The following is a 20672-nucleotide window of genomic DNA, read 5'->3' as shown; positions in this document are numbered from 1 at the left end:
ATCCGCAATTGATTTGCCCGACGCAGCCCAGCTGCCGCCAGCATTGGCTAAACAAAGGCGCTAGCTGTCTTTAGGTTTTTTCCCTTCACTTCCGTCCGGCTTCAGATCACGCACCCGCGCATCATCAGGAGCTCTATCGGTCATAATCTCGAAGTACTCCCTAAACTCCGTTTCTGCCCGCCCCAACAGCATTTCCCATTCCATTGCGTACATGTCATTCGCTTCAAGGCGTTCAATGGCTTTCATATTACCGGGCGATTTTGTGAGTTCGTCCGCGACTAATCGACCGGTGATTCGGCGGAACGGTCCTCCGGTACTGGCGAGAATCCGACCGCGAAGCTCATCGACATATTGCGTGAACCGATCGAGATGGTCGCGGTCGAGCTTCACGCCAGGTCGCATGAATTCCAAGAGGACCAAATGATCGCCGTTAGCCAAGAGCAAATCCACCCGCTTTGAGAAATCGGGGTGTTGGTCCAGCTTTATCGAGGAAGCTACCTCAGCCAAGAGCTTATTCAGGGATGTTTCTTTGCGGAAAAATTCCAGGCGCGGCTCAATTAACCAGGGATGCTTCGCGATGTAATCGCGAATCGCATTTTCTAGTTCTTTGGTCTCGACGCGTTTGCGAAGACCGCGCACCAATTCCAGTTTCGTCTTTACGACCTCGGCAACATGCAAAGCCGTCAGAACCTCAGCTTCGCCCATCACCGACAGGATGACACCCGCATCCGCGTCATCCAGCGCGGCGATACGACCGATGATCTCGCGTAGCCGGCCTTGCTCCCACGCGGTAAGGATCGCTCCCGCCAAGTCAGCAAATTCCGCATCCTCCAAAGTCGACACCGTCGCGATTTTTTTGATCGCTGACGTGACGGTCTTCTTCTCGCCAGCCTGCAATCGTTCGAGACGATCGGCAAACGGAGCAATCTTTTGATCGATCAGCTTTTGACGCCATTCCGCGCGTCGCGCCTTCCAGATCGATAGTAGTTCTTTCAGTCTCTCTTGGCCCCACTTGAGAAGCGCTTGCGCGCCTTCGTGCTCCCAGTTGATCCTTTGGCGCTCCGTCGTAATGATGTCGTCGCCTAACTGATCAATAAAGTCCGCTCGCACATGCCCGAACATGTACTGCTGGCCGTGTTGCCCTGACAAACCACCACTAAGCTCGAAAAAGAATGGCGTCTGCGCGACCTTGATGCCGCAAAAGACGGCAACACCGCGAAATTCCTCATCCCCAATAGGTTCCTTACGAAATCGGATGCGCCATCGAATTTCATCGTCGCCGATCTTTTCAACGCCCTCGCGACCCTGAATTACGAGATCGGACGGCCGTTCCCCCGCTTTGTAATCGGTCGGAAAGTCGAATTCGACATCAGTGCCGATATCGACATTCGACAACGCGATACCGTTCACGGTAACAGCGAATGAGCCGGTATTTGCGGCAAGTAAAAAGCGTCGTGCCATACGCGCGGCGAATCCATTCGGCTCCTGCGCGCGACCTAAAGTAAGGCCGTCAAGAATGATCTTCGTTCCTCCGCTCCCTTTGCGTTTTTTGTTGGGACCTTCGTGGCTCAATACCTTAATTTCATGGCGTCCCGCTTCGATGAATTCATCGGACCGCAACCGCTCGAGATCCATTTCAAACACCGTATGCTCGCCCGTCGCGCGGCTGATCGTATCGACCGTGATCTTTTTGGCGATGCCGAAGCCGGCGAATTTGCCAATGCCCTTTCGCCCAAGCACGGGCCGCCCCGAGGGTGTCTTGTCCGCGCCAGCATTTCTGCGATTGCGGCCGACCTTGAGGTAATGCTCCTGACATTCTTGCAAGGTCATGCCGTTACCTGAGTCCGCGATGACGATTTTCGCGTTGGAGGCGAGGCTAATCGGAAGGGTGACGTCGACCGCGACCGCATCGGCGTCCCATGAGTTCGCGATCAATTCCGCGATAGCTGCGGTCGGCTTCTGATACATCTGGATTCCGAGCGCATCGATAAAGCGTCCGTGAAAATCCAAAAAGAGTTCTGGCTTCTGGCTCATGTTCTTGACCCCGGCGAAGAACTCGACCTGCGGTCTTCGGCCCGCCGAACTCTAACAGCGTTCGTAAAACTGATACATCCAAATACGGACTTCCGTCTGCCGCACGCTGTCGAATATGCTTGCTGTTTCGAGCCTTTCGCTGCTGCGACTGGTCGGTTTTCGCTTCACAGGCTCCGCCGGCTCGCGGTAATCACCTTTCCTGTGCCGAGCACCGCGTGAAGTTCGGCGGAGGATTGCCCGTCGTCATCTTCCTCCACTGAGGCCAGCCAGAACCAGGGCATTTTGCAGCGACATTGGTGCCCCACGTCATTCTCATCGTCGTGCGATGTTATTAGTGTATCGTCGCAGGTTGTGCACCACACATGAAACATTCCGCAACGGTCGCATTTGCCGACATAGTGCACGAAAGAGACTGTCTTCACAGCTTGGTCCGATTTTTCGAGCGGTACGCCTCGCAGCGTCAACTCGGGATACCCGTCCCAAAAAATCCGGCCGTTTGCGCACTGATGATTTTTGCAGCACGGCCATGTCGAGGGGTCGAAATTTTCCAACCTATCAACTGGCACGATACGGATTGATACAGACATTTGCGCGCGCTTCTCTGCTGCCTTCGTGTGCCCGGTCGCGCTGACAAGATAGCCATGGGTCGCTTTAACGTCTTGCATTAAACCCAACAACTCTTCGACATCCTTGACATCGATTTTGCGGGTTCGACGTTTCGCATCGACAATAAGTCGGCGGGAATTGTCAGTGTCATGCCGCGCCTCGATTAGCACGTCGATCTGTCTGCTCCGTCCGCTAAGTTGTCCTCTGATGCGGGCATTAGGCGTCACACACATGTCCGTCCCCGCTTGATCAGCGATCAAGCGTGCGACCATGCGCTCGTAAATTTCCCAATCCTTGTGCGTCTGCTGTTTGGACATGCTAGGAAGTCTAGTAATTCGAGTGATGTGAACGCAATCGCTTTCGTTTAAGGGGGCTGGCGCGTAGCCTCCATAGACTTGCAGTCGATATTCCGTGAAATAGTCTAGCCTATGAACGGAACCAAGGGTGCTCTATGGAAAACCGCACAAGGCCACCCCGTCTCACTAGTCTTCTTCTTGTAGAAGAACGCCTCACGGAGGCCGAATACTTCGCGCGGCGCATGTTTAGCCGGCTCCCACCGATGGCGATCGGTTACGAACTGAACGCATTTCTTTCAGCGGCAAGAAGCGTGACGTTCCTCTTTCAAAAGGAGTTTTCCGCCTGTGAAGCCTGCATCGAATGGTGGAAGCTGAACCGATCGAATCTCGGCGACGACCCGGCCGCACGATTCTTTCTGGAACTGCGCAATTATTCGCAAAAGGAAGGTAGAATTTCGATTGTGGGAGCATCCGACAGTGCAGGAAATACCCGCCACATGTTTGCCGGTACCGTTGAGTCCGTCCCAATAGCGCTTTTAAATCGCGAGGTGGCGGATTGTTGCCTGGAGCACCTGTCCAAGCTCGCGCATTTAATGCTCCGGTTTTCCGACGACTTTTTCTTTCACGCATGCCCTGCGCGAGCGTTGACGCCGGAAGGCATCGTTGCACTCAAGATTGATCTGGATGCCGTCGAAGCGGTGCTTGGTTTTCCCCCACAAGTTTCAACCAACCGGCCTGAAACATTTTCAACGGAGGATCGGCTCCGCCTTTACCGGCGTTTCATCGATCCGGTGGATTTCGAAGAAATCCGCCGCATCGCTGATTACAATGTTGTGCCCCAGCTACAACCAGAATCCGGTTTCGGGATTTCACTCGGTCTTTCGATCGTCGAGCATATCGAGAATAGCCGCCGAGACGGTACTCCACATGATGTAGCGGTGCGTACGGCACTTGGAGCAGAAGTGCTAAAGATGATGCGAAATAAGTAGCTTGCTTTCAGTGTCGCCTTGCGGGCTCTTATCGTTGAGGATGCGATGCAAAATGATAGGCCTTACTAACGGTCAGCACATTTTCTCTTAGAAACGACAGACAGACCGTTCGAAGGAAATGGCTGAGGGTCGAGCTTTCAGATGTCGCTTTGTTGCTGCGCAACACGGACATATCGCCGTTTAGTCGAGATTCGAACCGGTCTCAGGCGACAGAGTCTTAGAAAAATGGATATTCGCTAATGTTTAGCTGAGACTTCGGCTCAGAAATGGCGCTGAAGTCTGCAAAGACACGCGAACAGAGACTCGGTAGCCTCGCAAAACCCCGCCAAATGCGCCCTCTTTCACTCGAAATCGACACATGGCCGGTTCGACAAAAACGGCTGGTTGGGGCGCCAGGATTCGAACCTGGGAATGGCGGAATCAAAATCCGCTGCCTTACCGCTTGGCTACGCCCCAATGACCGGAAGCGGCGCAATCTACCCAAGATCGAGGGGGGTTCAATGCCGGAAAATGCCTATCCCGCGCGGCTTGATGCCCCCGTACCTGCCTGCTAGGAAGCTGCCGCTTGCCGGATCCCGAGGGTTCCGGCATTGCTTTTCTGACTGGCGGCGGAGCGTAGCGCAGCCTGGTAGCGCACCTGCTTCGGGAGCAGGGGGTCGGTGGTTCGAATCCACTCGCTCCGACCAGTCCAGCCAGTCCCACGAAAAACGCAAAAATGGTCCCGCCGCGAAGGCGGCGTTCCATTCCGAAATCCGGCTATTTCCCCCGGAGCCTCCCCCGGGCCGCAGTCGTCTGCGTCAGCCGACCTTCAAATTGCCCGCAGCGGTACGGCCGCGGTCGGTAGTGATGATGTCGAAGGAGATTTTCTGTCCTTCGCTCAGGGTCGAGAGACCGGCCTGTTCCACCGCGCTGATGTGCACGAATACATCCTTGCCGCCATCGGACGGCTGGATGAATCCGTAGCCCTTCTGCGCGTTGAACCACTTCACGGTACCGGAGGGCATGAGCTTCAATCCTTGTCGTAAATCACAGAGCGGAGCCGCCGCATTCCACGCGGCGCGATCCGACAATCACTTTTCCGGAGTGGGAGTTTGACGCGGCCATCAGTCGTTCAACGGAATCAAACAAATCGTTGCCGCCAAAGGCCCGGTCCCGGGCCGAAATCAGATTGCCGTAAAATTGGAACGCAAGCGGGCCGCTACGTCAAGGGAACCACTGCCTCCATTTTTTGCCGGAGACGCGTAACGAATATGCATTCGTGCCCGCCTGCGCATATGGCGGTATGCTAGTGAGGCCGCCTCCTACCGTATTTCCACGAAGAACCCACGACAAATGACCGAAGAAATCCGATTTAACCGCGAGTTCGACGCCGTGCCGGAGCAAATGGAGCCGGTCGTGCCCGGAATCCGGCGTATCCTTGCGGACCTGCCCAGCCCGTTCACATTCAAGGGAACGAACACCTATGTCGTCGGGACCGGTGAAGTCGCGGTCATCGACCCCGGCCCGGACGACCCGCGCCACATCGAGGCGATCCTGAACGGCCTGCGCGGCGAGACCGTCACCCATATCCTGATCACCCATACCCATCGCGATCACTCACCCGGCGCGGCGGCGCTGCAAGCGGCCACCGGCGCAAAAACCTACGGCGAAGGACCGCACCGCCCTTCCCGCGCGCTGCATCTCGGCGAGGCCCCGGCAATGGATACCGGCGGCGACGAGAACTTCGTCCCCGATCACACGCTCCGCGACGGCGACGTGATCGAGGGCAAGGGCTTCGCAATCGAGGCGATCACTACGCCGGGGCATTGCGCGAACCATCTCGCCTTCGCCCTGCGCGGTACCGACGCGCTGTTTTCCGGCGACCATGTCATGGGCTGGGCTACTTCCATCGTCGCGCCGCCGGACGGCTCGATGGGTGACTACATGAATTCACTTCACAAGCTGCAAGGGCGGCCGGAATCGTTCTACCTTCCCGGCCATGGCGCGCCGGTACCGAACGCCCACAAGTTGCTCCAGCAATTCGTCGAGCATCGCGAGGCGCGCGAAGCCGCGATCCTGCGCAAGCTCTCGCGCGGCGAAAGCGACATCCCGGCCATCGTGCAGTCGATCTATCTGGGCCTCGACCCACGCCTCACGAAGGCCGCTGCGCTCACCACCTACGCGCATCTGGAAACGCTGCTGGAGCGCAATATCGTGCAGGCCGACGGCGGGCCGTCGCTGGAAGCGCGCTACAAGCTAGCGTGATCGGCGGCGGGCGTCCGTGAGCTGCACCATGAACGCCTCGATGCGCCGCGCGTTCGAACCGAAATCGCGCGTGCCGTAGCGCGAGGCGGATCGCATATCGACCCGCACACCGTTCTGCACGGCGCGTATCCGGATCACCACGTCTTCGCGAAAGCCCATCACTGCCGTCTGCGCGACCGCCTCGATCAACCCGTCGCGCTCACCCGCACGCGGCGGGATGCTGTCGAGAATCCGCCAGCCGTATTGTTCGACCACACCGACAGCGATGTTGAACATTTCGTCGGGCGAAGAGTCGAAATCCGCCGACTTCACGCCGGGATAAGCCTGCCTCTGGATATTCGCGACCGCCGCCCCCGGATAAGCAGGATTGTTCGCGCCGCGCGGGCGCGAGGTTGCAACCGCCGAGAAACGAGGCGGATCGCTGAAATCGGTCGTGATGTCGCTGATCGGCGGCAGGTTGATGCTGCGAAGCGAATCGAACACCGGGTAGGCGAGCAGCGCGGCCGCGACCACAAAAGCGCTGATGGCCGAGCCAAGCCCGCGCAAACCCTCGTTCCAGATTTTCACGAAGGCCGCGATTGCGAACAGCATTCCGGCGAGCGCGACGGCAAGACCCGCCGCCAGCAGCAGATAGGCGACCTCGTATTCGATCGCGCCAAGGCGGTGCAGAAGCACCGCGAGAAATATCACTGGCAACGCGAACAGCGCGATTCGCCAGCTCCAAACAGCAAGTCTGGAGACGCGGATTTCAGCATAAAGCCGGCGTCGGATCATGACGCCGGCTCCATGCGGGTACGAAAAACTTCGTGGATCACTCGGCAGCAACACCCGGCAAACGATAGTCGGTGAACTTGTCGCGCAGTGCAGTTTTCAGAATTTTTCCGGTCGCGGTGTGCGGGATTTCGTCCACGAATACCACGTCGTCGGGCATCCACCACTTGGCGATCTTGCCTTCCATGAACTTGAGTATGTCTTCACGCGAAGGCTTCTTGTCCTTCTTCGCGACGATGACCAACAGCGGCCGCTCATCCCATTTCGGATGTGCGATGCCAATGACCGCGGCTTCCGCCACATCTGGGTGGCCGACCGCGACGTTCTCGAGGTCGATGGAGGAAATCCACTCGCCGCCCGACTTGATGACATCCTTCGCGCGGTCGGTGATCTTCATGTAGCCCATCGGGTCGATGGTCGCGACGTCGCCGGTGTCGAAGAATCCCTCACCGTCGAGAATATTACCGCCCTCGCCCTTGAAGTAGCTCGATGCGACGGCAGGACCGCGTACCTTGAGACGGCCGAACTTCACGCCGTCCCACGGCAATTCGTTGCCCTCGTCGTCGGTGATCTTCATTTCGACGGTGAAGATCGAGAAGCCTTGCTTCTCCTTCACGTCAAGTTCCGCGTCTCCGGTCAGGTGCGCGACTTCTGGCTTGAGCGAACCGGCGGTGCCGATCGGACTCATTTCCGTCATGCCCCAGGCATGCGTGACCTGCACATCGTATTCGTCCTGGAACTTCTGCATCATCGCGCGCGGGCAAGCAGAGCCGCCGATGAGCACGCGCTTGAGATGCGGCAGCTTCAGCTTGTTCGCTTCCAGATGTTGCAAGAGCATCAGCCAGACGGTCGGTACCGCAGCGGTCACCGAGACCTTGAACGTATCGAGCAATTCATAGATCGATGCGCCGTCGAGCTTCGCGCCCGGCATCACCATGCTCGCGCCCGTCATCGGCGCGGAGAAAGCAAGCGACCAGGAATTCGCGTGAAACAGCGGGACCACCGGCAGCACGACATCGCGGCTGGAAAGGCCGATCACGTCCGGCAGCGAAGCCGCAAGCGCATGCAGCACGTTCGAACGGTGCGAATAGACGACGCCCTTCGGATTGCCGGTGGTGCCGGAGGTGTAGCACATGCCGGCGGCATCATTCTCGTCCACGTCGACCCATTTGAAATTGCCGTCCACCTCCGCGATCCAGTCCTCGTAGGCGACCGCGTTCTTCAGCGAAGTCTGCGGCATGTGCGCCTTGTCGGTAAGGATGATGTATTTCGAGAGCGTGGGCAGTTTGTCGGCGAGCTTTTCGAGGACCGGGACGAAGGTCAGATCGACGAAGATCATTTTGTCTTCGGCGTGATTGACGATGTAGATGATCTGCTCGGCAAAGAGCCGCGGGTTCACGGTGTGATAGACCGCGCCGGCGCCTAGGATTCCGTACCACGCTTCGAGGTGGCGGGCGGTGTTCCAGGCGAGCGTCGCGATACGGTCGCCCTTCCTGATGCCTTCCTTGACCAGCCGCTGCGCGACCTTCAGAGCGCGCTGCCTGATTTCCTTGTAGGTAGTTTCGACGATCGGTCCTTCCACCGAGCGGCTGACGACCTTGCGGGCCGGATACTGGATGGCGGCGTGGTCAATGATCCGGTTGCAGGTCAGCGGCCAGTCCTGCATCAAGCCTTTCATGGTACTCCTCCCTCACTCTTTTCTCGGCGCACCTTCCCTGGGCGCCATTTGGAGCAAAACTAGCGCGTGACCGGCGGCAAGCAAACTGGCTCCCCGATACGAGCGGCCGGGCAGTGCGTTCCGGATTTTTTACGCCGGGCAGCGCTGGCAGTGGTCTTTTGCGCCTGGCCGCTGGGGGCCGTGTATGCTCAAAGCGAAGGCATTGCACTCCCGGAAACCGCACCGATGCCGCTGGAGCGCCCGCTCGAAGCCCCGGCGCGCCCTGGAGACAACCGTCCTCGTCCACCGCACCTGATCGAAATCCCGGCCGCCGAAATGAAAGCAGGCGTGGAAGCCTGCAAGGCGTTTCTTGCGCGCGACATCGCGGTCGCCGAAATCGCCGAACCCGCGATGTGGAGCAATGGGTGCGGCGCGGCGGGTCAGGCGAAGGTTTCGGCCATCAAGCTGAAGAACGGCAAACAGGTCCCGCTACGGCCCTCGGCACTCATTCGCTGTGAAACAGCGGCCGCAATAGCGGACTGGGTCCGCGAGGATCTTGCGCCGGCGCTGGAGGGCTACAGCGGCCTCGACCGGATACAAGTCGCGGCCTCCTATCATTGCCGCCCGCGCAACAATATCCGCGGCGCGCTGATGAGCGAGCATGGCCGCGCGAACGCGCTGGACATCCGCTACATCTTCACGAGCGATGGCCGCCGCTTCGGCGTCGATGTGCCCGAAACGCCGATCCTGCTGATGAACGAGATGCGCCGCTCTACATGCGCCAGATTCACGACGGTGCTCGGTCCCGGATCGGACGGCTATCACGAGGATCATCTGCACATCGATCTCGCGGTGCGCCGAAACTCCGGCTACCGGCTTTGCCGATGGCAGCTCCCGGTGCCCCCCACGCCCCTGCCGAGACCCGAAGGCTAGACAACGAAAAAGGGCGCCGCTTACGCGACGCCCTTTTGCCCCCAACAACGCAAGTCGCAGCAGGTCAGATCACCCTGACCAGCGCGCCTTGCGGCACTCGATTGTAAAGATCGATCACGTCCTCGTTCAGCATCCGGATGCAGCCCGACGAAATCGCCTGACCGATATATTCCGGCTGGTTGGTGCCGTGAATGCGGAACAGCGTGTCCTTGTTGCCCTGATAGAGATAGAGCGCGCGGGCACCCATCGGATTGTGCGGCCCCGGAGATACGTACTTCGGCAGATTCGGGAAGCGCTTGAGCATGTCGCCCGGCGGCGTCCAGTCAGGCCACTCGGCCTTGCGCTTCACGATAGCTTCACCCTTGAAGGCAAGGCCTTCTTCGCCGACGGTCACGCCATAACGATAGGCCTTGCCGTTCGGCTGGATGAGGTAGAGGAACTTGTTCTCGGTATCGACGATGACCGTGCCCGGCTTATCCTTGCTCGGATAATCGACCAGGTGGCGGAGCCACATCGAGTCCGGCTTGTGATTGAGGTACGGCGCGCTCGCAATCAGCTTCCGGTCACGCGCAGGAAGCTGCGCTTCGTTGACCGGATCGAGCGTATCCGAAAGACATCCCGCCAAGGAGAAGGCCATCATCGCGATGGCCAGAAAACGAATCCGCATTGTCTTTGCAGGCCCTAACAACCAGTGAGGTAGCCACCCCTGACCCTCGCGTAAGTGACTATCCGAACTGATTTTTGCCGGGAAGATGCCATGAGGCCTTACACGCTAGAGAGCCGGTTGCTGTTGCAGAAATGTCGCAACGCAGCAGGCCAACCAGCACAAACTCGAGGCATCCTGCCCTTCCGCCCTGCACAGTTGCACCGGAATGGTACGGAGGGACATTAACGAGTCAGATCGCCGCAGCCCTCCTCGGCGCCGGAAAACTTTCGCCGAATCAACTAATTCGGGCCTCGCCGCGTGCGCAAAAGCGCCTTAGTCCGGCGCGAAAACCCGCGCCCTTTCGGGGTGAAAAGAGCCAGCGGGTTCGGAGGAAGCAATGTCTACGGCCAACATCAACAAGATCGAAGCGCGCGAATCGGGGCGCCCGGGTCTCGAGAGCCAGTACCGCAAGGTCGGCATCTCTGCGCTCGCGGCCACGCTGCCGTACAGCGGACAACAGAAGAACGAAGCTTACGCGCCGAAGCCGCGCGTGGTGACGCTGCGCGACCTCGAACTGCTCTCGATCTGATCCTCGCCAAGGCTCTTGCGCATTCCCTTTACGTCTTGATGACGTAGACGGGTTGCGCAGCGATGGACGCCTTTCGCGCGGCGCGGTAGTGAACGTGCGAAAGCGGCATCCGCGGGGAATTCAATGCTGTTCGCTCATGTGCTGCGCGGCGCGTCGCTCGAACGCATCGAGGTAAAGGAAGGCGGCACCTGCCCTCCAAACGCGATCTGGCTGGACCTGGTCGCGCCGACGATTGCAGAAGACAAGATCGTCGAAGCGGAGGTCGGCATCTCGGTGCCTACCCGCGAAGAAATGGCGGAGATCGAGATTTCGAGCCGCCTCTATATCGAGAACGGTGGGCGCTACATGACCGCCACGCTGCTCTACAATACCGAAACCGAGAAGCCGGGCACGACCGCGATCACCTTCATTCTCACCGGCCAGCGGCTGGTGACGGTGCGCTACGACGAGCCGAAGCCATTCACCTACCTCGCCGGCAAGCTCTCGAAGGCATGCTCTATCAATACGACCGGGCCGACGATCATGGTCGAATTGCTCGACGCCATCATCGACCGGCTTGCCGATATTCTGGAAAAACTTGCAGCCGAAGTGGACCGCGTTTCCACGCGCGTGTTCGAGCGCAACGGCGCGCGCGACGATCCGAACCACCGCTATCAGGCGATCCTGCGCACCATTGGCCGCAAGGGCGACCTGCTGTCCAAGGCGCGCGAAAGTCTGGTGTCGCTCGGCCGGCTTGTCCTGTTTTTCACGAACGAGGCCGAAGCAGTCGGGCTGGCAAAAGACCAGCGTGCGCACCTGAAAAGCGTTGCACGCGACATTTCCTCGCTGACCGACCACGCGCATTTCCTCGCCAACAAGATCACCTTCCTGCTGGACGCGACGCTCGGCATGGTGAGCCTTGAGCAGAACGACGTCATCAAGCTGTTCTCGGTGATGGCGGTGACCCTCATGCCGCCGACGCTGATCGCGTCGATCTACGGCATGAACTTCAAACACATGCCGGAACTGGACTGGGCTTACGGCTATCCGCTTGCCGTAATCGCGATGGTGATCGCGGCGATCGGGCCGTACTTCTTCTTCAAGTGGAAGCGCTGGCTATAGCCGCGACGTAATCAGAATACGTGCTGACCGCCGTTGATGTGAATTTCGGCGCCGCTCAGGTACGACGACGTTTCCGTGCACAGCACATAGATGATCTTCGCCACTTCGTCCGGCGTGCCGAGGCGGCGCAACGGAATCTGCTCGATCAGTTTTTCCGTACCCGGCGACAGGATCGCGGTGTCGATCTCGCCGGGCGCAATCGCGTTCACGCGAATGCCGCGCGGGCCGAAGTCGGCCGCCATTTCGCGGGTGAGCGAGGTTAGCGCCGCCTTCGAGGTCGCATAGGCTGCGCCTGCAAACGGATGCACGTGCGAGCCGGCGATGGAGGTGACATTCACCACCGCGCCTTGCGTCTTCTCCAGTTCCGATGCCAGACCGCGCGCCAGCATGATCGGCGCGAAGAAGTTCACCTGAAACACGCGCTGCCAGTCTTCCAGCGCGGTTTCGATGGTGCCCAGACGCTTGCCGCCCTCGCCTTTCGGCGAGATGCCGGCATTGTTCACCAGCGCATCGAGTTCGCCGCCGATGCGCGATTTGATTTCCCTGATCGCTTCTTTTGTCGCGCGCCAGTCAGCGAGATCAACCTGGATGTGATCTTCCGGCCCGGCTTCCCACGGGCAGTTTTCCGGAAAGCCGTGGCGCGAACAGGTGATCACGCGCCAGCCCGCGGAGGAAAACCGCTTCACCGTGGCATGGCCGATGCCGCGGCTCGCGCCGGTGAGCAGCAACGTCCGCCTTTTGCCAATGGCTTCTGTCATTTCAACGGCTCACGGATAGAGGCGTGTCTTCTTCCACGCCTCGCCGGGCGCGGCGCGGAGAAATTGTACGCGGTCATGAAGACGATGCGGCCGGTCGAGCCAGAACTCGATCTGGACCGGCACGATGCGATAGCCGCCCCAGTGCGGGGGGCGCGGCACGTCCTTGCCTTCGTAGCGCCCGTTGAAATCCGAGAAACGGTCTTCGAAAGTCTTGCGGTCAGGCAAGGGCTGCGATTGAAGGCTCGCCCACGCGCCGAGTTGGGAGTCGCGAGAGCGCGAGGCGAAGTAGGCGTCCGCTTCCGCTGCCGCCACGCGCTCGACATTGCCGCGCACCCGCACCTGCCGCCGCAGCGACTTCCAGTGCATCACCAGGGCCGCCTGGGGGTTGGCCAGCAGTTCGCCGCCCTTCGCGCTGCCGTCGTTCGTATAGAAGACGAAGCCTCGCTCATCCGCGCCCTTGAGAAGCACCATCCGCACATCGGGCAAACCGCCGGCATCGGCGGTCGCCAGCGCCATCGCTTCCGGATCGTTCGGCTCCGCGGCCTTCGCCTCGGCAAACCAGGCCTCGAACAGCGAGAAGGGATCGGCGCTTTCGGCGAAGTCACCGGAAATTAACCCTGACCGGCTTTCATTGGACTGGTTGCGTATCATTGGAGTCGAGTTCCGTGCGTAAGGCGTATTCCATGCCGGAAGCGGCCAGCGCCGCAGAGCGCCTTCCTTATCATGGAACGGCGCGGACCCTGCCATCCTTGATTTCGCTCATAGCTGCGCCGCTTGCGATCGGACTGATCGCTATGCTGCTCGGCGGCTGCTCGATGCAGCTTTCCTCGCTTCTGCCCGGCGGCGTCAGCGATCAGGGTCCGATCGTGATCCGCCACCAGAACGCCGACAACACGACGACCGGCTCGATCCCGCTCCAGATGACAAGCGCCCGCGACAACCCGATGGGCATGTCGGCATCCGACTGGCCCTTCGCGCAAGCCGCTCTGAAAGACGCTCTCGCCCGCACGCAGGACGGGCCCAGCGTGCCTTGGCAAAATCCGTCAAGCGGCACGCACGGCACCGTCGCACCGATTGCTTCCGCCTTCGAAAAGGAAGGCTTCGCCTGCCGCAACTTCATCGCGAGCCATGTCGCGAACGGCATCGAGACATGGTCCGAAGGCACCGCTTGCCGGATGCATAAGGGCGAGTGGGAAGTGAAAACCGTCAAGCCGGTGAAGAAATCCTGAGCCGCTTCAGTTTGCCCGCATGGGTGCTCGCTGCGCTCGCCATGCGGGCGCATGCGAGTGGGAAGTGAAAACCGTCAAGCCGGTGAAGAAATCCTGAGCCGCTTCAGTTTGCCCGCATGGGTGCTCGCTGCGCTCGCCATGCGGGCGGGGCGAGTGGGAAGTGAAAACCGTCAAGCCGGTGAAAAAATCCTGAGCCGATAATTCGCATTCACCTGCATGAGCGCCAAGTCTAGTGGATGTAAGACCTGATGCTCGTCTCGGCGATTTCCTTCATCACGTCGAATAATTCATCGACATTCCACGGCTTCACCCTGAAATACATGGAGACAGGCGCGTAATTCTCGCGCTTGAAAACGTACGTCTTATTCAGGGAATAAAACTCGTTCATCGTAATGATGCGATCGAGAATGGAAGATTCGGGATCGAAGTCGACGCCCCAACCGAAACAAACGAACGGGGTGACCTTCTCGTACTGAAGCGCGGAGCGTATCGCGATCAGGTTTTTCCCGAGGCGCTCGATAGCGTTTCCCTGAGACTGCTTCTTCTTCCCCTCTTTTTCGCGAAGATCGTTCGTGCCCTGACGCTTCATCTCCACCGCCAGCACGATCCTCTTGAACTTCGCGTCCTTGCTTTTTGAAAAGAATTAAAAGGCCGCCGTCCGGCTTGATGAAGGAGTCTTCCTTCGTCAATTTCGTGAACTCGGCACGCTTATCGTAGCTACGGATAAGGTCGATTAGCTCGCTAAGCCTTATCCGGTCCACATAAGAGAGTTTGTATCCCAACCCGACGAGATCGAAGCGCTCGTTGAGATACTTGATGACGCGGCCCATGGCCTCGGCGACGTTCTTGTCATCGCCTTTCGATAGAGTGTTCTTGGGAACGTGCTGCTTCTTGTTCGCTCTAAGCTGCGCGCTTTTTGCCATGCTGCACGAAATAGTGGCCGTTCAACTTCGGAAGGTTGAAGATGAGGACTTCGCTATGAAAAAGGATGCCCTCGAACACGTCCTTGGGTAGCGAAACAATGCTCGTGATTTCGGGATAGACGCCCTCGATAAAGCGGCGCCAGCGCGTGCTTCTGTCCGTCTGGTTCAGGCGAAAGCCGTATGGCGTGAACATCGCAACGGGAACGCTTGCGCCGAACAACTCGATCGCCTTTTGCAGCCAGACCTCCGGCAATAGCGGATGGCCGCCGTAGTGTTTCTTGATGTAGTCTTTCGTCTTGCCGTCGATGTTGAACGGCGGATTCATGATGACGAGCGCCGGCTTGACCTGAAGATCACCCTTCCCGATTTCAAGGTAGTTCTTCACCACCGTTTTCGGGAAACCCTGATGTTCGATATCGATTCCCAGCGTCTTGTAGCCGTGCGATTTCCACGGCTTCAGCAGCGACCCGGCGCCGACGCACGGATCGACGATCACCCCCGATTTGCGGATGTGGGGGCGTAGAATCGAGAAAAGAAAGTCGCTCACATAGTCGGGCGTCGCGACCGTGGCCTTCTTCTCGTTCTTGTAGAAATTGTTCCGGTCCACCCGATACATGGCAACTCCCTCAGGCCCGGCATCTGCCTCGAAGGCGGCCGCCGAATCTCCTTATCAGTTTACTCTCCCCGGGTCGTTGCAGGAATCCGGGGTTGTCCGCAGAACAATCCGGCCGGACCTCGATTTGGCCGTTGCACCGCCGCCAAACCATCCCCAAATACCCGCAGGAACCGTTCCAGACGGCCCCTGAGAGGCAGTTTCAGAACCGTGCGTGACCCCTATGAGGTGCTCGGCGTAGGCCGCAAGGCGACCGCCGACGAAATCAAGAAGAGCTTTCGCAAGCTCGCCAAGAAGCACCACCCGGACTCCAACAAGGGAGATCCGAAAGCCTCCGCGCGTTTCAACGAGATCAACACCGCCTACGAAATCCTCGGCGACGAGAAGAAGCGCGCACAGTTCGACGCGGGCGAAATCGACGCCGAAGGCAAGCCGAAGGGCTTCAACTTCGACCCGCGGCAGGGCGGCGCCTATGGCGGCTCACCGTTCGGTCAGGGCGCGTTCCGGCAAGGCCCCGGCGGCGAGACCATCTTCGAGACCTTCTCCTACGGACCCGGCGGTCCGGGCGGCACCGGGCAGCGCGGCGGCGGCGCGTTCGACGACATCCTGAGCGGCATCTTCGGCGGCGGCTTCGGCCGCAGGAACGCGCGCAGCAGCGCAGCGCCGTTCGACGAGTTCGAGCAGGCGCAGGCCAAGGGCGCGGACATCGCACTCGCCCTCGAAGTGACGCTCGGCGAAGCGGCGGGCGGTGCGAAGAAGCGTGTCACGCTCCCCTCAGGTAAGGAAGTCGAGGTCACCGTTCCCGCCGGCATCGCCGACGGTCAGCAAATCCGCCTGCGCGGTCAGGGCTTCGCCGGGCCGGTGCAGCCGGGCGACGCCATCGTGACGGTCCATGTCCTGCCCCACGCCGACCTGAAGGCCGAAGGCGCGAACCTCCGCGCCGAAGTCTCAGTGCCGCTGGAGGACGCGATCCTTGGCGGCTCGGTCCGGGTTCCGACTCTCGACGGCGCGGTGGACCTGAAAATCCCGCCGCGGACCTCCGGCGGACGCACGTTCCGCCTCAAGGGCAAGGGCCTGCCGCAGAAGGGCGGCACCGCGGGCGACCTCTTGGTATCCGTAAATATCGTATTGCCCGAAGGCGCGGACGCCGACCTCGAAGCGCTGGCGAAGAAGCTCAAGGCCGGACGTTAAGCGCGGTTACAAACCGTGAAGCCTCTCGCCTTGAAGGCGAGCGCTGCCCCATGTCATACGAAATAGCCCCCTGCCGGTCGCGGGTTCACCCGTTATCGGGACATGCAAGGTCGGGGCGTTGCGTAGCCGGGGGCAATTCATGGCTGAAGCGGGCGGGCTGATGCGCGGCAAGCGCGGGCTGATTTTCGGCATCGCGAATGACCGCTCGCTTGCCTACGGCATCGCCAAGGCATGCGCCGCCGCCGGGGCGGACCTCGCCCTCACCTATCAAGGCGACGCGCTGAAAAAACGCGTCGTGCCCATCGCCGAACAACTGAATGCGAAAGTCGTCGGCCACTGCGACGTCACCGATCCCGCCACCATCGACGCCGTGTTCGCGGAAACCGACCGTCAGCTCGGCGACCTCGACTTCGTGGTCCATGCCATCGCGTTCTCCGACAAGGCGCAGCTCGACGGACGTTATGTCGACACCACCGCCGACAACTTCAATTCAACGCTCGCGATCTCTTGCTATTCCTTCACCGCGATCGCGCAGCGCGCCGAGAAGCGCATGCCGCGCGGCGGCTCGATGCTGACGCTCACCTATTACGGTGCCGAGAAATGGATGCCGCATTATAACGTGATGGGCGTCGCCAAGGCCGCGCTCGAAGCCAGCGTCCGTTATCTCGCCGCCGATCTCGGCCCGAAGAAAATCCGCGTGAACGCCATCTCCGCCGGACCGATCAAGACGCTAGCGGCATCCGGCATCGGTGACTTCCGCTACATCCTGAAGTGGAACGAATACAACACGCCGCTGCGTCGTAACGTGTCGAATGACGAAGTGGGTTCGAGCGCGCTCTATCTGCTCTCCGATCTCGGCAGCGGCGTCACCGGCGAGATTCTGCACGTCGATGCGGGCTACCATGTCGTCGGCATCAAGAACCCTGAAGCGCCGGACATGACGCTGCACACCAAGAACGGCAACGGCGATTCATGACCGTCCTGATCGCGGGTGGCGGCATCGGCGGGCTTGCGCTGGCGCTGAGCCTGCACCAAGTCGGCGTCAAATGCCGTGTGTTCGAGAGCGTCAAGGAGATCAAGCCGCTCGGCGTCGGCATCAATGTGCTGCCGCACGCATGCCGCGAACTGATCGAACTCGGATTGCTCGGTGAACTCGAACGCACTGGCGTACGCACCTCCGAACTCGCCTACTTCTCAAAGCACGGCAAACCAATCTGGTCGGAGCCGCGTGGACTGGAAGCCGGATACAAGTGGCCGCAATTCTCGATCCATCGCGGCGAGCTGCAAACCATCCTGCTGCGCGCCGTAATCGAGCGCATCGGTAAGGAGAACGTACTTACTGGCCACCACATTTCGCACTGGGAAGAAACCGCGCACGGGGTGCGTGTGTTCTTCGCGGCAGCAAACGGCGAAACGCTGCCGCCGCATGACGGCTCGCTGCTGATCGCCTGCGACGGCATCCACTCCACCATCCGCGCGCGTCTGTTTCCCGAAGAAGGACCGCCGATCTGGAGCCGCCGTATTCTCTGGCGCGGCGTGACCAAGGCGAAACCGTTTCTCAGCGGCAGTTCCATGATCATGGCGGGTTATCCGCAGGTGAAGTTCGTCGCCTATCCTATCTCGCGCGAAGACGAGCGCGGCGAACAGATGCTGAACTGGATCGCGGAGCGCGAGTTCGCGGCCGACTACGACTGGCGGCGCGAAGACTACAACCGTGCGGGCAAGCTCGAGGAATTCGCGCCCTGGTTCAGGGAATGGAATTTCGACTGGCTCGACGTGCCGGGCCTGATCCGCGACGCCGATTATTTCTACGAATATCCACTGGTCGACCGCGATCCGCTCGAGCGCTGGAGCTTTGGCCGCGTGACGCTGCTCGGCGACGCCGCGCATCCGATGTATCCGATCGGCTCGAATGGCTCCTCGCAGGCCATACTCGATGCCCGCGTCCTGACACGCGAAATTCAGGAGAAAGGCGAAACCGCTGCCGCCCTCGAAGCCTATGAAGCAGAGCGCCGCCCGGCTACGTCGCAACTCGTGCTGCTGAACCGCGGCAACGGGCCGGAGCGCGTGATGCAGATGGTCGAGGAGCGCGCACCCGGCGGCTTCTCGGTCGTAACCGAAGTGCTTACGCAGGAAGAACTGGAAGAAGTCGCGAACAACTACAAGCGCGTTGCGGGTTTCCAGGTCGAAGCGCTGAACGCAAAGCCTTCCATCGTGCAAACACGCGTTCCTGTCAGCGCAATTTGATCAGGCGTCGTAGCGATAGCGCTTCACCGCCGCTTCATTCCACTCGATTCCCGCGCCGGGACGATCCGGAATCTCGACATCGCCGCCATTCACTATGAACGGTTGCTCGATAATCGGATCGACCCAATCCTGCCATTCCAGCCAATGCGCAGTTTCAGTAACGCGCAGGAGATGCGCGGAGAACTCCGGATAGAGATGCGATGACATTTCGATCCCGGCTGCACCCGCGATGGCGGAAGCGCGCAGCCACCCGGTGACGCCGCCGATCCGCATCAAATCCGGCATGACGTAGTCGCCCGCACCCAAGGCAAGCGCCTGATGCAGCGAACGCGGACCGTAAAAATTTTCACCTAACTGAAGCGGCGTTTTCATTTCCCGCCGCAAACGGACGTAGCCTTCAAGGTTGTTATAGGTCACCGGCTCCTCGAACCAGTAAAGCCCTTCGTTATCGAGGGCATGGCAACGATGCAGCGCGTCGCCGAACGGCAGGCCCTGATTGAAGTCCACCATCAGTTTTATTTCATCCCCCGCGCCCGCGCGTACCGCCTTGATGGCCGCAAGATCGTCCGCAACACGCTCGCGCCCAAGCCGAAGTTTCAGACCCTTGAAACCGCCTTCCGCAACCAGCGCGGCAGCCTCGTCCTGCAGTTTCGTGACATCGATGGGCCAGAGCGCATTGCTGTTATAGGCCCGCACATTCCCCAGAGAGCCGCCGAGATAATTCGCGAGCGGCATGTTCGCCGCTTTCGCCACTGCATCCCACGCCGCCATGTCCAGCCCGGAAACGGCGATCAACGACATGCCTTCATAGCCGACGAGATTCAGCGAACGGTGCATGGCCTGGAAATCGTCGAACGGACGAACCGGCTTTCCTGTGCGCGTAGCGGCGAGATCGCGGATGACCGGGGCCAGATAGCGCGCGGCGTTCTTCAGGTATGGCTCCAGATAAGCACGCCCGGTGACGCCTTCTTCGGTGTTCAGGTCTATCAGGATGACCGGCCATTCTTCGAACAGCCCGACTTTGGAAATCACCGGACGCCGCAACGGCACCGATACCGCGCGCACCTCAACCGAACGGAAGGTGAGTTTCTCGAAGCGCATGACGCCCACTCCCTAGCAGACGGCGCCATTCAAACCGAGGGTGAAATGATGTAAATACACTAAGCGGTATACATTTATGGAATCGCCATGCCCTCTTCCTCGCAGACGACGCGAAGCCGTATTCTCGATGCGGCTTACAAGCTCTTCCGGCGGCAAGGATATTCGCGCGTCAGCATCGACGAGATCGCGCTTGCGGCAAGGCTCACGAAGAAGACGCTCTACTACCATTTCGAAAGCAAGGATGCGCTTCTTGCCGCTGTCCTCGAAACGCAGAGCGAGCTTGCGCTTGCCGCTTTTCGCACCTTCAGCGACACGTTGAGAGGTTCGCCCATCGCGATTGCGGATGCGCTGTTTGAAGGCCTGAAAGTCTGGTCAGACACGCCGCGCTGGGCGGGGTCGGGGTTCACGCGCCTCGTAATCGAACTGGCCGATCTGCCGGGACATCCCGCGCGTCAGATTGCGCGGCGGCACAAGGCCGAGTTGGAACGTCTTTTTTCGGAATTGCTCGTGAAAGCCGGTGCGGCTTCGCCGAAGGAAACCGCCCGCGAAATTTGGCTGCTGTCGGAAGGAGCAATTTCGCTGATCCTCGTACATGGCGACCGCGGCTATGCGGCTGCAGCGGCGCGCGCCGCGCGAAAGCTGATCGCGGCCAGCCTGAAGCACGGCAACGCTGCGCGGGGAAGCAAAACGGTTAACGCAACGGCAGTTTGACCGGGCCGCTGCCCGCTCCTACAAGCTGCGCAC

The 20672-nt window shown here is 60.0% G+C and carries 21 protein-coding genes and 2 tRNA genes; 11 read left to right on the top strand and 12 right to left on the bottom strand.

The window, feature by feature from the left end; genetic code table 11:
* Positions 1-60: 60 nt before the first annotated feature.
* Together KF794_02700 and KF794_02695 are read right to left on the bottom strand one after the other, a co-directional pair.
* On the bottom strand, positions 61-2034 hold the full coding sequence (locus KF794_02700; GenBank protein ID QYK45626.1) for an ATP-binding protein: 1974 nt from the start codon (positions 2032-2034) through the stop codon (positions 61-63).
* A gap of 164 nt (positions 2035-2198) precedes the next feature.
* Complete coding sequence (locus tag KF794_02695; protein QYK45625.1) at positions 2199-2957, bottom strand: restriction endonuclease; 759 nt, start codon at positions 2955-2957, stop codon at positions 2199-2201.
* Positions 2958-3199: 242 nt separating this feature from the next.
* Here KF794_02695 and KF794_02690 point away from each other — a divergent pair, with 242 nt between their 5' ends.
* Entirely contained in the window at positions 3200-3925 is a 726-nt protein-coding gene (locus KF794_02690) for a hypothetical protein (protein ID QYK45624.1), read from the top strand.
* A 381-nt stretch (positions 3926-4306) separates the two neighbouring features.
* On the opposite strand, the gene KF794_02685 is transcribed toward KF794_02690, so the two are convergent.
* A tRNA-Gln gene (locus KF794_02685) sits at positions 4307-4381 on the bottom strand.
* Positions 4382-4534: 153 nt separating this feature from the next.
* Between KF794_02685 and KF794_02680 the strand changes: the two genes are divergently transcribed.
* Positions 4535-4611: transfer RNA gene (locus KF794_02680), tRNA-Pro, on the top strand.
* A 111-nt stretch (positions 4612-4722) separates the two neighbouring features.
* On the opposite strand, the gene KF794_02675 is transcribed toward KF794_02680, so the two are convergent.
* Positions 4723-4929, bottom strand: a complete 207-nt coding sequence (locus tag KF794_02675; protein QYK45623.1) for a cold-shock protein — start codon at positions 4927-4929, stop codon at positions 4723-4725.
* Positions 4930-5257: 328 nt separating this feature from the next.
* On the opposite strand from KF794_02675, the gene KF794_02670 reads away from it, so the two are divergent.
* Positions 5258-6169, top strand: coding sequence for an MBL fold metallo-hydrolase (locus KF794_02670; GenBank protein QYK45622.1), 912 nt, complete (start codon positions 5258-5260; stop codon positions 6167-6169).
* Here KF794_02670 and KF794_02665 read toward each other — a convergent pair.
* Together KF794_02665 and KF794_02660 are read right to left on the bottom strand one after the other, a co-directional pair.
* A complete protein-coding gene (locus tag KF794_02665) occupies positions 6161-6943 on the bottom strand; it encodes a DUF1499 domain-containing protein (GenBank protein ID QYK45621.1) in 783 nt (260 codons plus the stop codon). The two genes, KF794_02670 and KF794_02665, sit on opposite strands and share 9 nt — an antisense overlap.
* 37 nt (positions 6944-6980) lie before the next feature.
* Complete coding sequence (locus KF794_02660) at positions 6981-8618, bottom strand: fatty-acid--CoA ligase (protein QYK45620.1); 1638 nt, start codon at positions 8616-8618, stop codon at positions 6981-6983.
* Between the two features lie 180 nt (positions 8619-8798).
* Between KF794_02660 and KF794_02655 the strand changes: the two genes are divergently transcribed.
* On the top strand, positions 8799-9530 hold the full coding sequence (locus KF794_02655) for an extensin family protein (protein ID QYK45619.1): 732 nt from the start codon (positions 8799-8801) through the stop codon (positions 9528-9530).
* A 64-nt stretch (positions 9531-9594) separates the two neighbouring features.
* On the opposite strand, the gene KF794_02650 is transcribed toward KF794_02655, so the two are convergent.
* Complete coding sequence (locus tag KF794_02650) at positions 9595-10170, bottom strand: L,D-transpeptidase (GenBank protein QYK46567.1); 576 nt, start codon at positions 10168-10170, stop codon at positions 9595-9597.
* A gap of 403 nt (positions 10171-10573) precedes the next feature.
* Between KF794_02650 and KF794_02645 the strand changes: the two genes are divergently transcribed.
* Together KF794_02645 and KF794_02640 are read left to right on the top strand one after the other, a co-directional pair.
* The gene (locus tag KF794_02645; GenBank protein QYK45618.1) at positions 10574-10765 is read left to right on the top strand and encodes a hypothetical protein; all 192 of its coding nucleotides are present in this window, start codon (positions 10574-10576) and stop codon (positions 10763-10765) included.
* A 123-nt stretch (positions 10766-10888) separates the two neighbouring features.
* Entirely contained in the window at positions 10889-11866 is a 978-nt protein-coding gene (locus tag KF794_02640) for a magnesium transporter CorA family protein (protein QYK45617.1), read from the top strand.
* Positions 11867-11877: 11 nt separating this feature from the next.
* Here the strand turns inward: KF794_02640 and KF794_02635 are convergent, their stop codons facing one another.
* On the bottom strand, positions 11878-12624 hold the full coding sequence (locus tag KF794_02635; GenBank protein ID QYK45616.1) for an SDR family oxidoreductase: 747 nt from the start codon (positions 12622-12624) through the stop codon (positions 11878-11880).
* A 9-nt stretch (positions 12625-12633) separates the two neighbouring features.
* Positions 12634-13275 (bottom strand): pyridoxamine 5'-phosphate oxidase, encoded by a 642-nt coding sequence (gene pdxH / locus KF794_02630; protein ID QYK45615.1) that lies wholly within the window; start codon positions 13273-13275, stop codon positions 12634-12636.
* A gap of 98 nt (positions 13276-13373) precedes the next feature.
* On the opposite strand from pdxH, the gene KF794_02625 reads away from it, so the two are divergent.
* Positions 13374-13853, top strand: coding sequence for a hypothetical protein (locus KF794_02625; GenBank protein ID QYK45614.1), 480 nt, complete (start codon positions 13374-13376; stop codon positions 13851-13853).
* Between the two features lie 229 nt (positions 13854-14082).
* Here the strand turns inward: KF794_02625 and KF794_02620 are convergent, their stop codons facing one another.
* Together KF794_02620 and KF794_02615 are read right to left on the bottom strand one after the other, a co-directional pair.
* Positions 14083-14457, bottom strand: a complete 375-nt coding sequence (locus KF794_02620) for a hypothetical protein (protein QYK45613.1) — start codon at positions 14455-14457, stop codon at positions 14083-14085.
* A gap of 296 nt (positions 14458-14753) precedes the next feature.
* Positions 14754-15392, bottom strand: coding sequence for a hypothetical protein (locus tag KF794_02615; protein ID QYK45612.1), 639 nt, complete (start codon positions 15390-15392; stop codon positions 14754-14756).
* Positions 15393-15599: 207 nt separating this feature from the next.
* Here KF794_02615 and KF794_02610 point away from each other — a divergent pair, with 207 nt between their 5' ends.
* The 3 genes from KF794_02610 to KF794_02600 all read left to right on the top strand — a co-directional run bounded on the left by KF794_02610 (position 15600) and on the right by KF794_02600 (position 18827).
* Positions 15600-16580 (top strand): J domain-containing protein, encoded by a 981-nt coding sequence (locus KF794_02610; protein ID QYK45611.1) that lies wholly within the window; start codon positions 15600-15602, stop codon positions 16578-16580.
* A gap of 139 nt (positions 16581-16719) precedes the next feature.
* The gene (gene fabI / locus KF794_02605; GenBank protein QYK45610.1) at positions 16720-17556 is read left to right on the top strand and encodes an enoyl-ACP reductase FabI; all 837 of its coding nucleotides are present in this window, start codon (positions 16720-16722) and stop codon (positions 17554-17556) included.
* A complete protein-coding gene (locus KF794_02600; protein ID QYK45609.1) occupies positions 17553-18827 on the top strand; it encodes a flavin-dependent oxidoreductase in 1275 nt (424 codons plus the stop codon). Before fabI ends, KF794_02600 begins: the two co-directional genes overlap by 4 nt.
* Here the strand turns inward: KF794_02600 and KF794_02595 are convergent, their stop codons facing one another.
* On the bottom strand, positions 18828-19928 hold the full coding sequence (locus KF794_02595; GenBank protein QYK45608.1) for a mandelate racemase: 1101 nt from the start codon (positions 19926-19928) through the stop codon (positions 18828-18830).
* Between the two features lie 87 nt (positions 19929-20015).
* On the opposite strand from KF794_02595, the gene KF794_02590 reads away from it, so the two are divergent.
* Positions 20016-20639 carry a TetR/AcrR family transcriptional regulator gene (locus tag KF794_02590; protein QYK45607.1) on the top strand — a complete coding sequence of 208 codons (624 nt, stop codon included), beginning with the start codon at positions 20016-20018 and terminating at the stop codon, positions 20637-20639.
* Positions 20640-20672 lie beyond the last annotated feature (33 nt).

Source organism: Xanthobacteraceae bacterium, assembly GCA_019454205.1.
Taxonomy (GTDB): Bacteria; Pseudomonadota; Alphaproteobacteria; order Rhizobiales; family Xanthobacteraceae.
The sequence above is the reverse complement of the archived record's forward strand: the minus strand, read 5'-3'. Positions and strand labels throughout refer to the sequence as shown.

Excerpts from the sequence above, each read along its gene's own strand:
- KF794_02595 (QYK45608.1), bottom strand. The coding sequence starts at position 19,928 with ATGCGCTTCGAGAAACTCACCTTCCGTTCGGTTGAGGTGCGCGCGGTA.
- KF794_02615 (QYK45612.1), bottom strand. The coding sequence starts at position 15,392 with ATGTATCGGGTGGACCGGAACAATTTCTACAAGAACGAGAAGAAGGCC.
- KF794_02660 (QYK45620.1), bottom strand. The coding sequence starts at position 8,618 with ATGAAAGGCTTGATGCAGGACTGGCCGCTGACCTGCAACCGGATCATT.
- KF794_02695 (QYK45625.1), bottom strand. The coding sequence starts at position 2,957 with ATGTCCAAACAGCAGACGCACAAGGATTGGGAAATTTACGAGCGCATG.
- KF794_02635 (QYK45616.1), bottom strand. The coding sequence starts at position 12,624 with ATGACAGAAGCCATTGGCAAAAGGCGGACGTTGCTGCTCACCGGCGCG.
- KF794_02645 (QYK45618.1), top strand. The coding sequence starts at position 10,574 with ATGTCTACGGCCAACATCAACAAGATCGAAGCGCGCGAATCGGGGCGC.
- KF794_02690 (QYK45624.1), top strand. The coding sequence starts at position 3,200 with ATGGCGATCGGTTACGAACTGAACGCATTTCTTTCAGCGGCAAGAAGC.
- fabI (QYK45610.1), top strand. The coding sequence starts at position 16,720 with ATGGCTGAAGCGGGCGGGCTGATGCGCGGCAAGCGCGGGCTGATTTTC.
- KF794_02670 (QYK45622.1), top strand. The coding sequence starts at position 5,258 with ATGACCGAAGAAATCCGATTTAACCGCGAGTTCGACGCCGTGCCGGAG.
- KF794_02650 (QYK46567.1), bottom strand. The coding sequence starts at position 10,170 with ATGATGGCCTTCTCCTTGGCGGGATGTCTTTCGGATACGCTCGATCCG.
- KF794_02665 (QYK45621.1), bottom strand. The coding sequence starts at position 6,943 with ATGATCCGACGCCGGCTTTATGCTGAAATCCGCGTCTCCAGACTTGCT.
- pdxH (QYK45615.1), bottom strand. The coding sequence starts at position 13,275 with ATGATACGCAACCAGTCCAATGAAAGCCGGTCAGGGTTAATTTCCGGT.
- KF794_02640 (QYK45617.1), top strand. The coding sequence starts at position 10,889 with ATGCTGTTCGCTCATGTGCTGCGCGGCGCGTCGCTCGAACGCATCGAG.
- KF794_02600 (QYK45609.1), top strand. The coding sequence starts at position 17,553 with ATGACCGTCCTGATCGCGGGTGGCGGCATCGGCGGGCTTGCGCTGGCG.
- KF794_02590 (QYK45607.1), top strand. The coding sequence starts at position 20,016 with ATGCCCTCTTCCTCGCAGACGACGCGAAGCCGTATTCTCGATGCGGCT.
- KF794_02700 (QYK45626.1), bottom strand. The coding sequence starts at position 2,034 with ATGAGCCAGAAGCCAGAACTCTTTTTGGATTTTCACGGACGCTTTATC.
- KF794_02675 (QYK45623.1), bottom strand. The coding sequence starts at position 4,929 with ATGCCCTCCGGTACCGTGAAGTGGTTCAACGCGCAGAAGGGCTACGGA.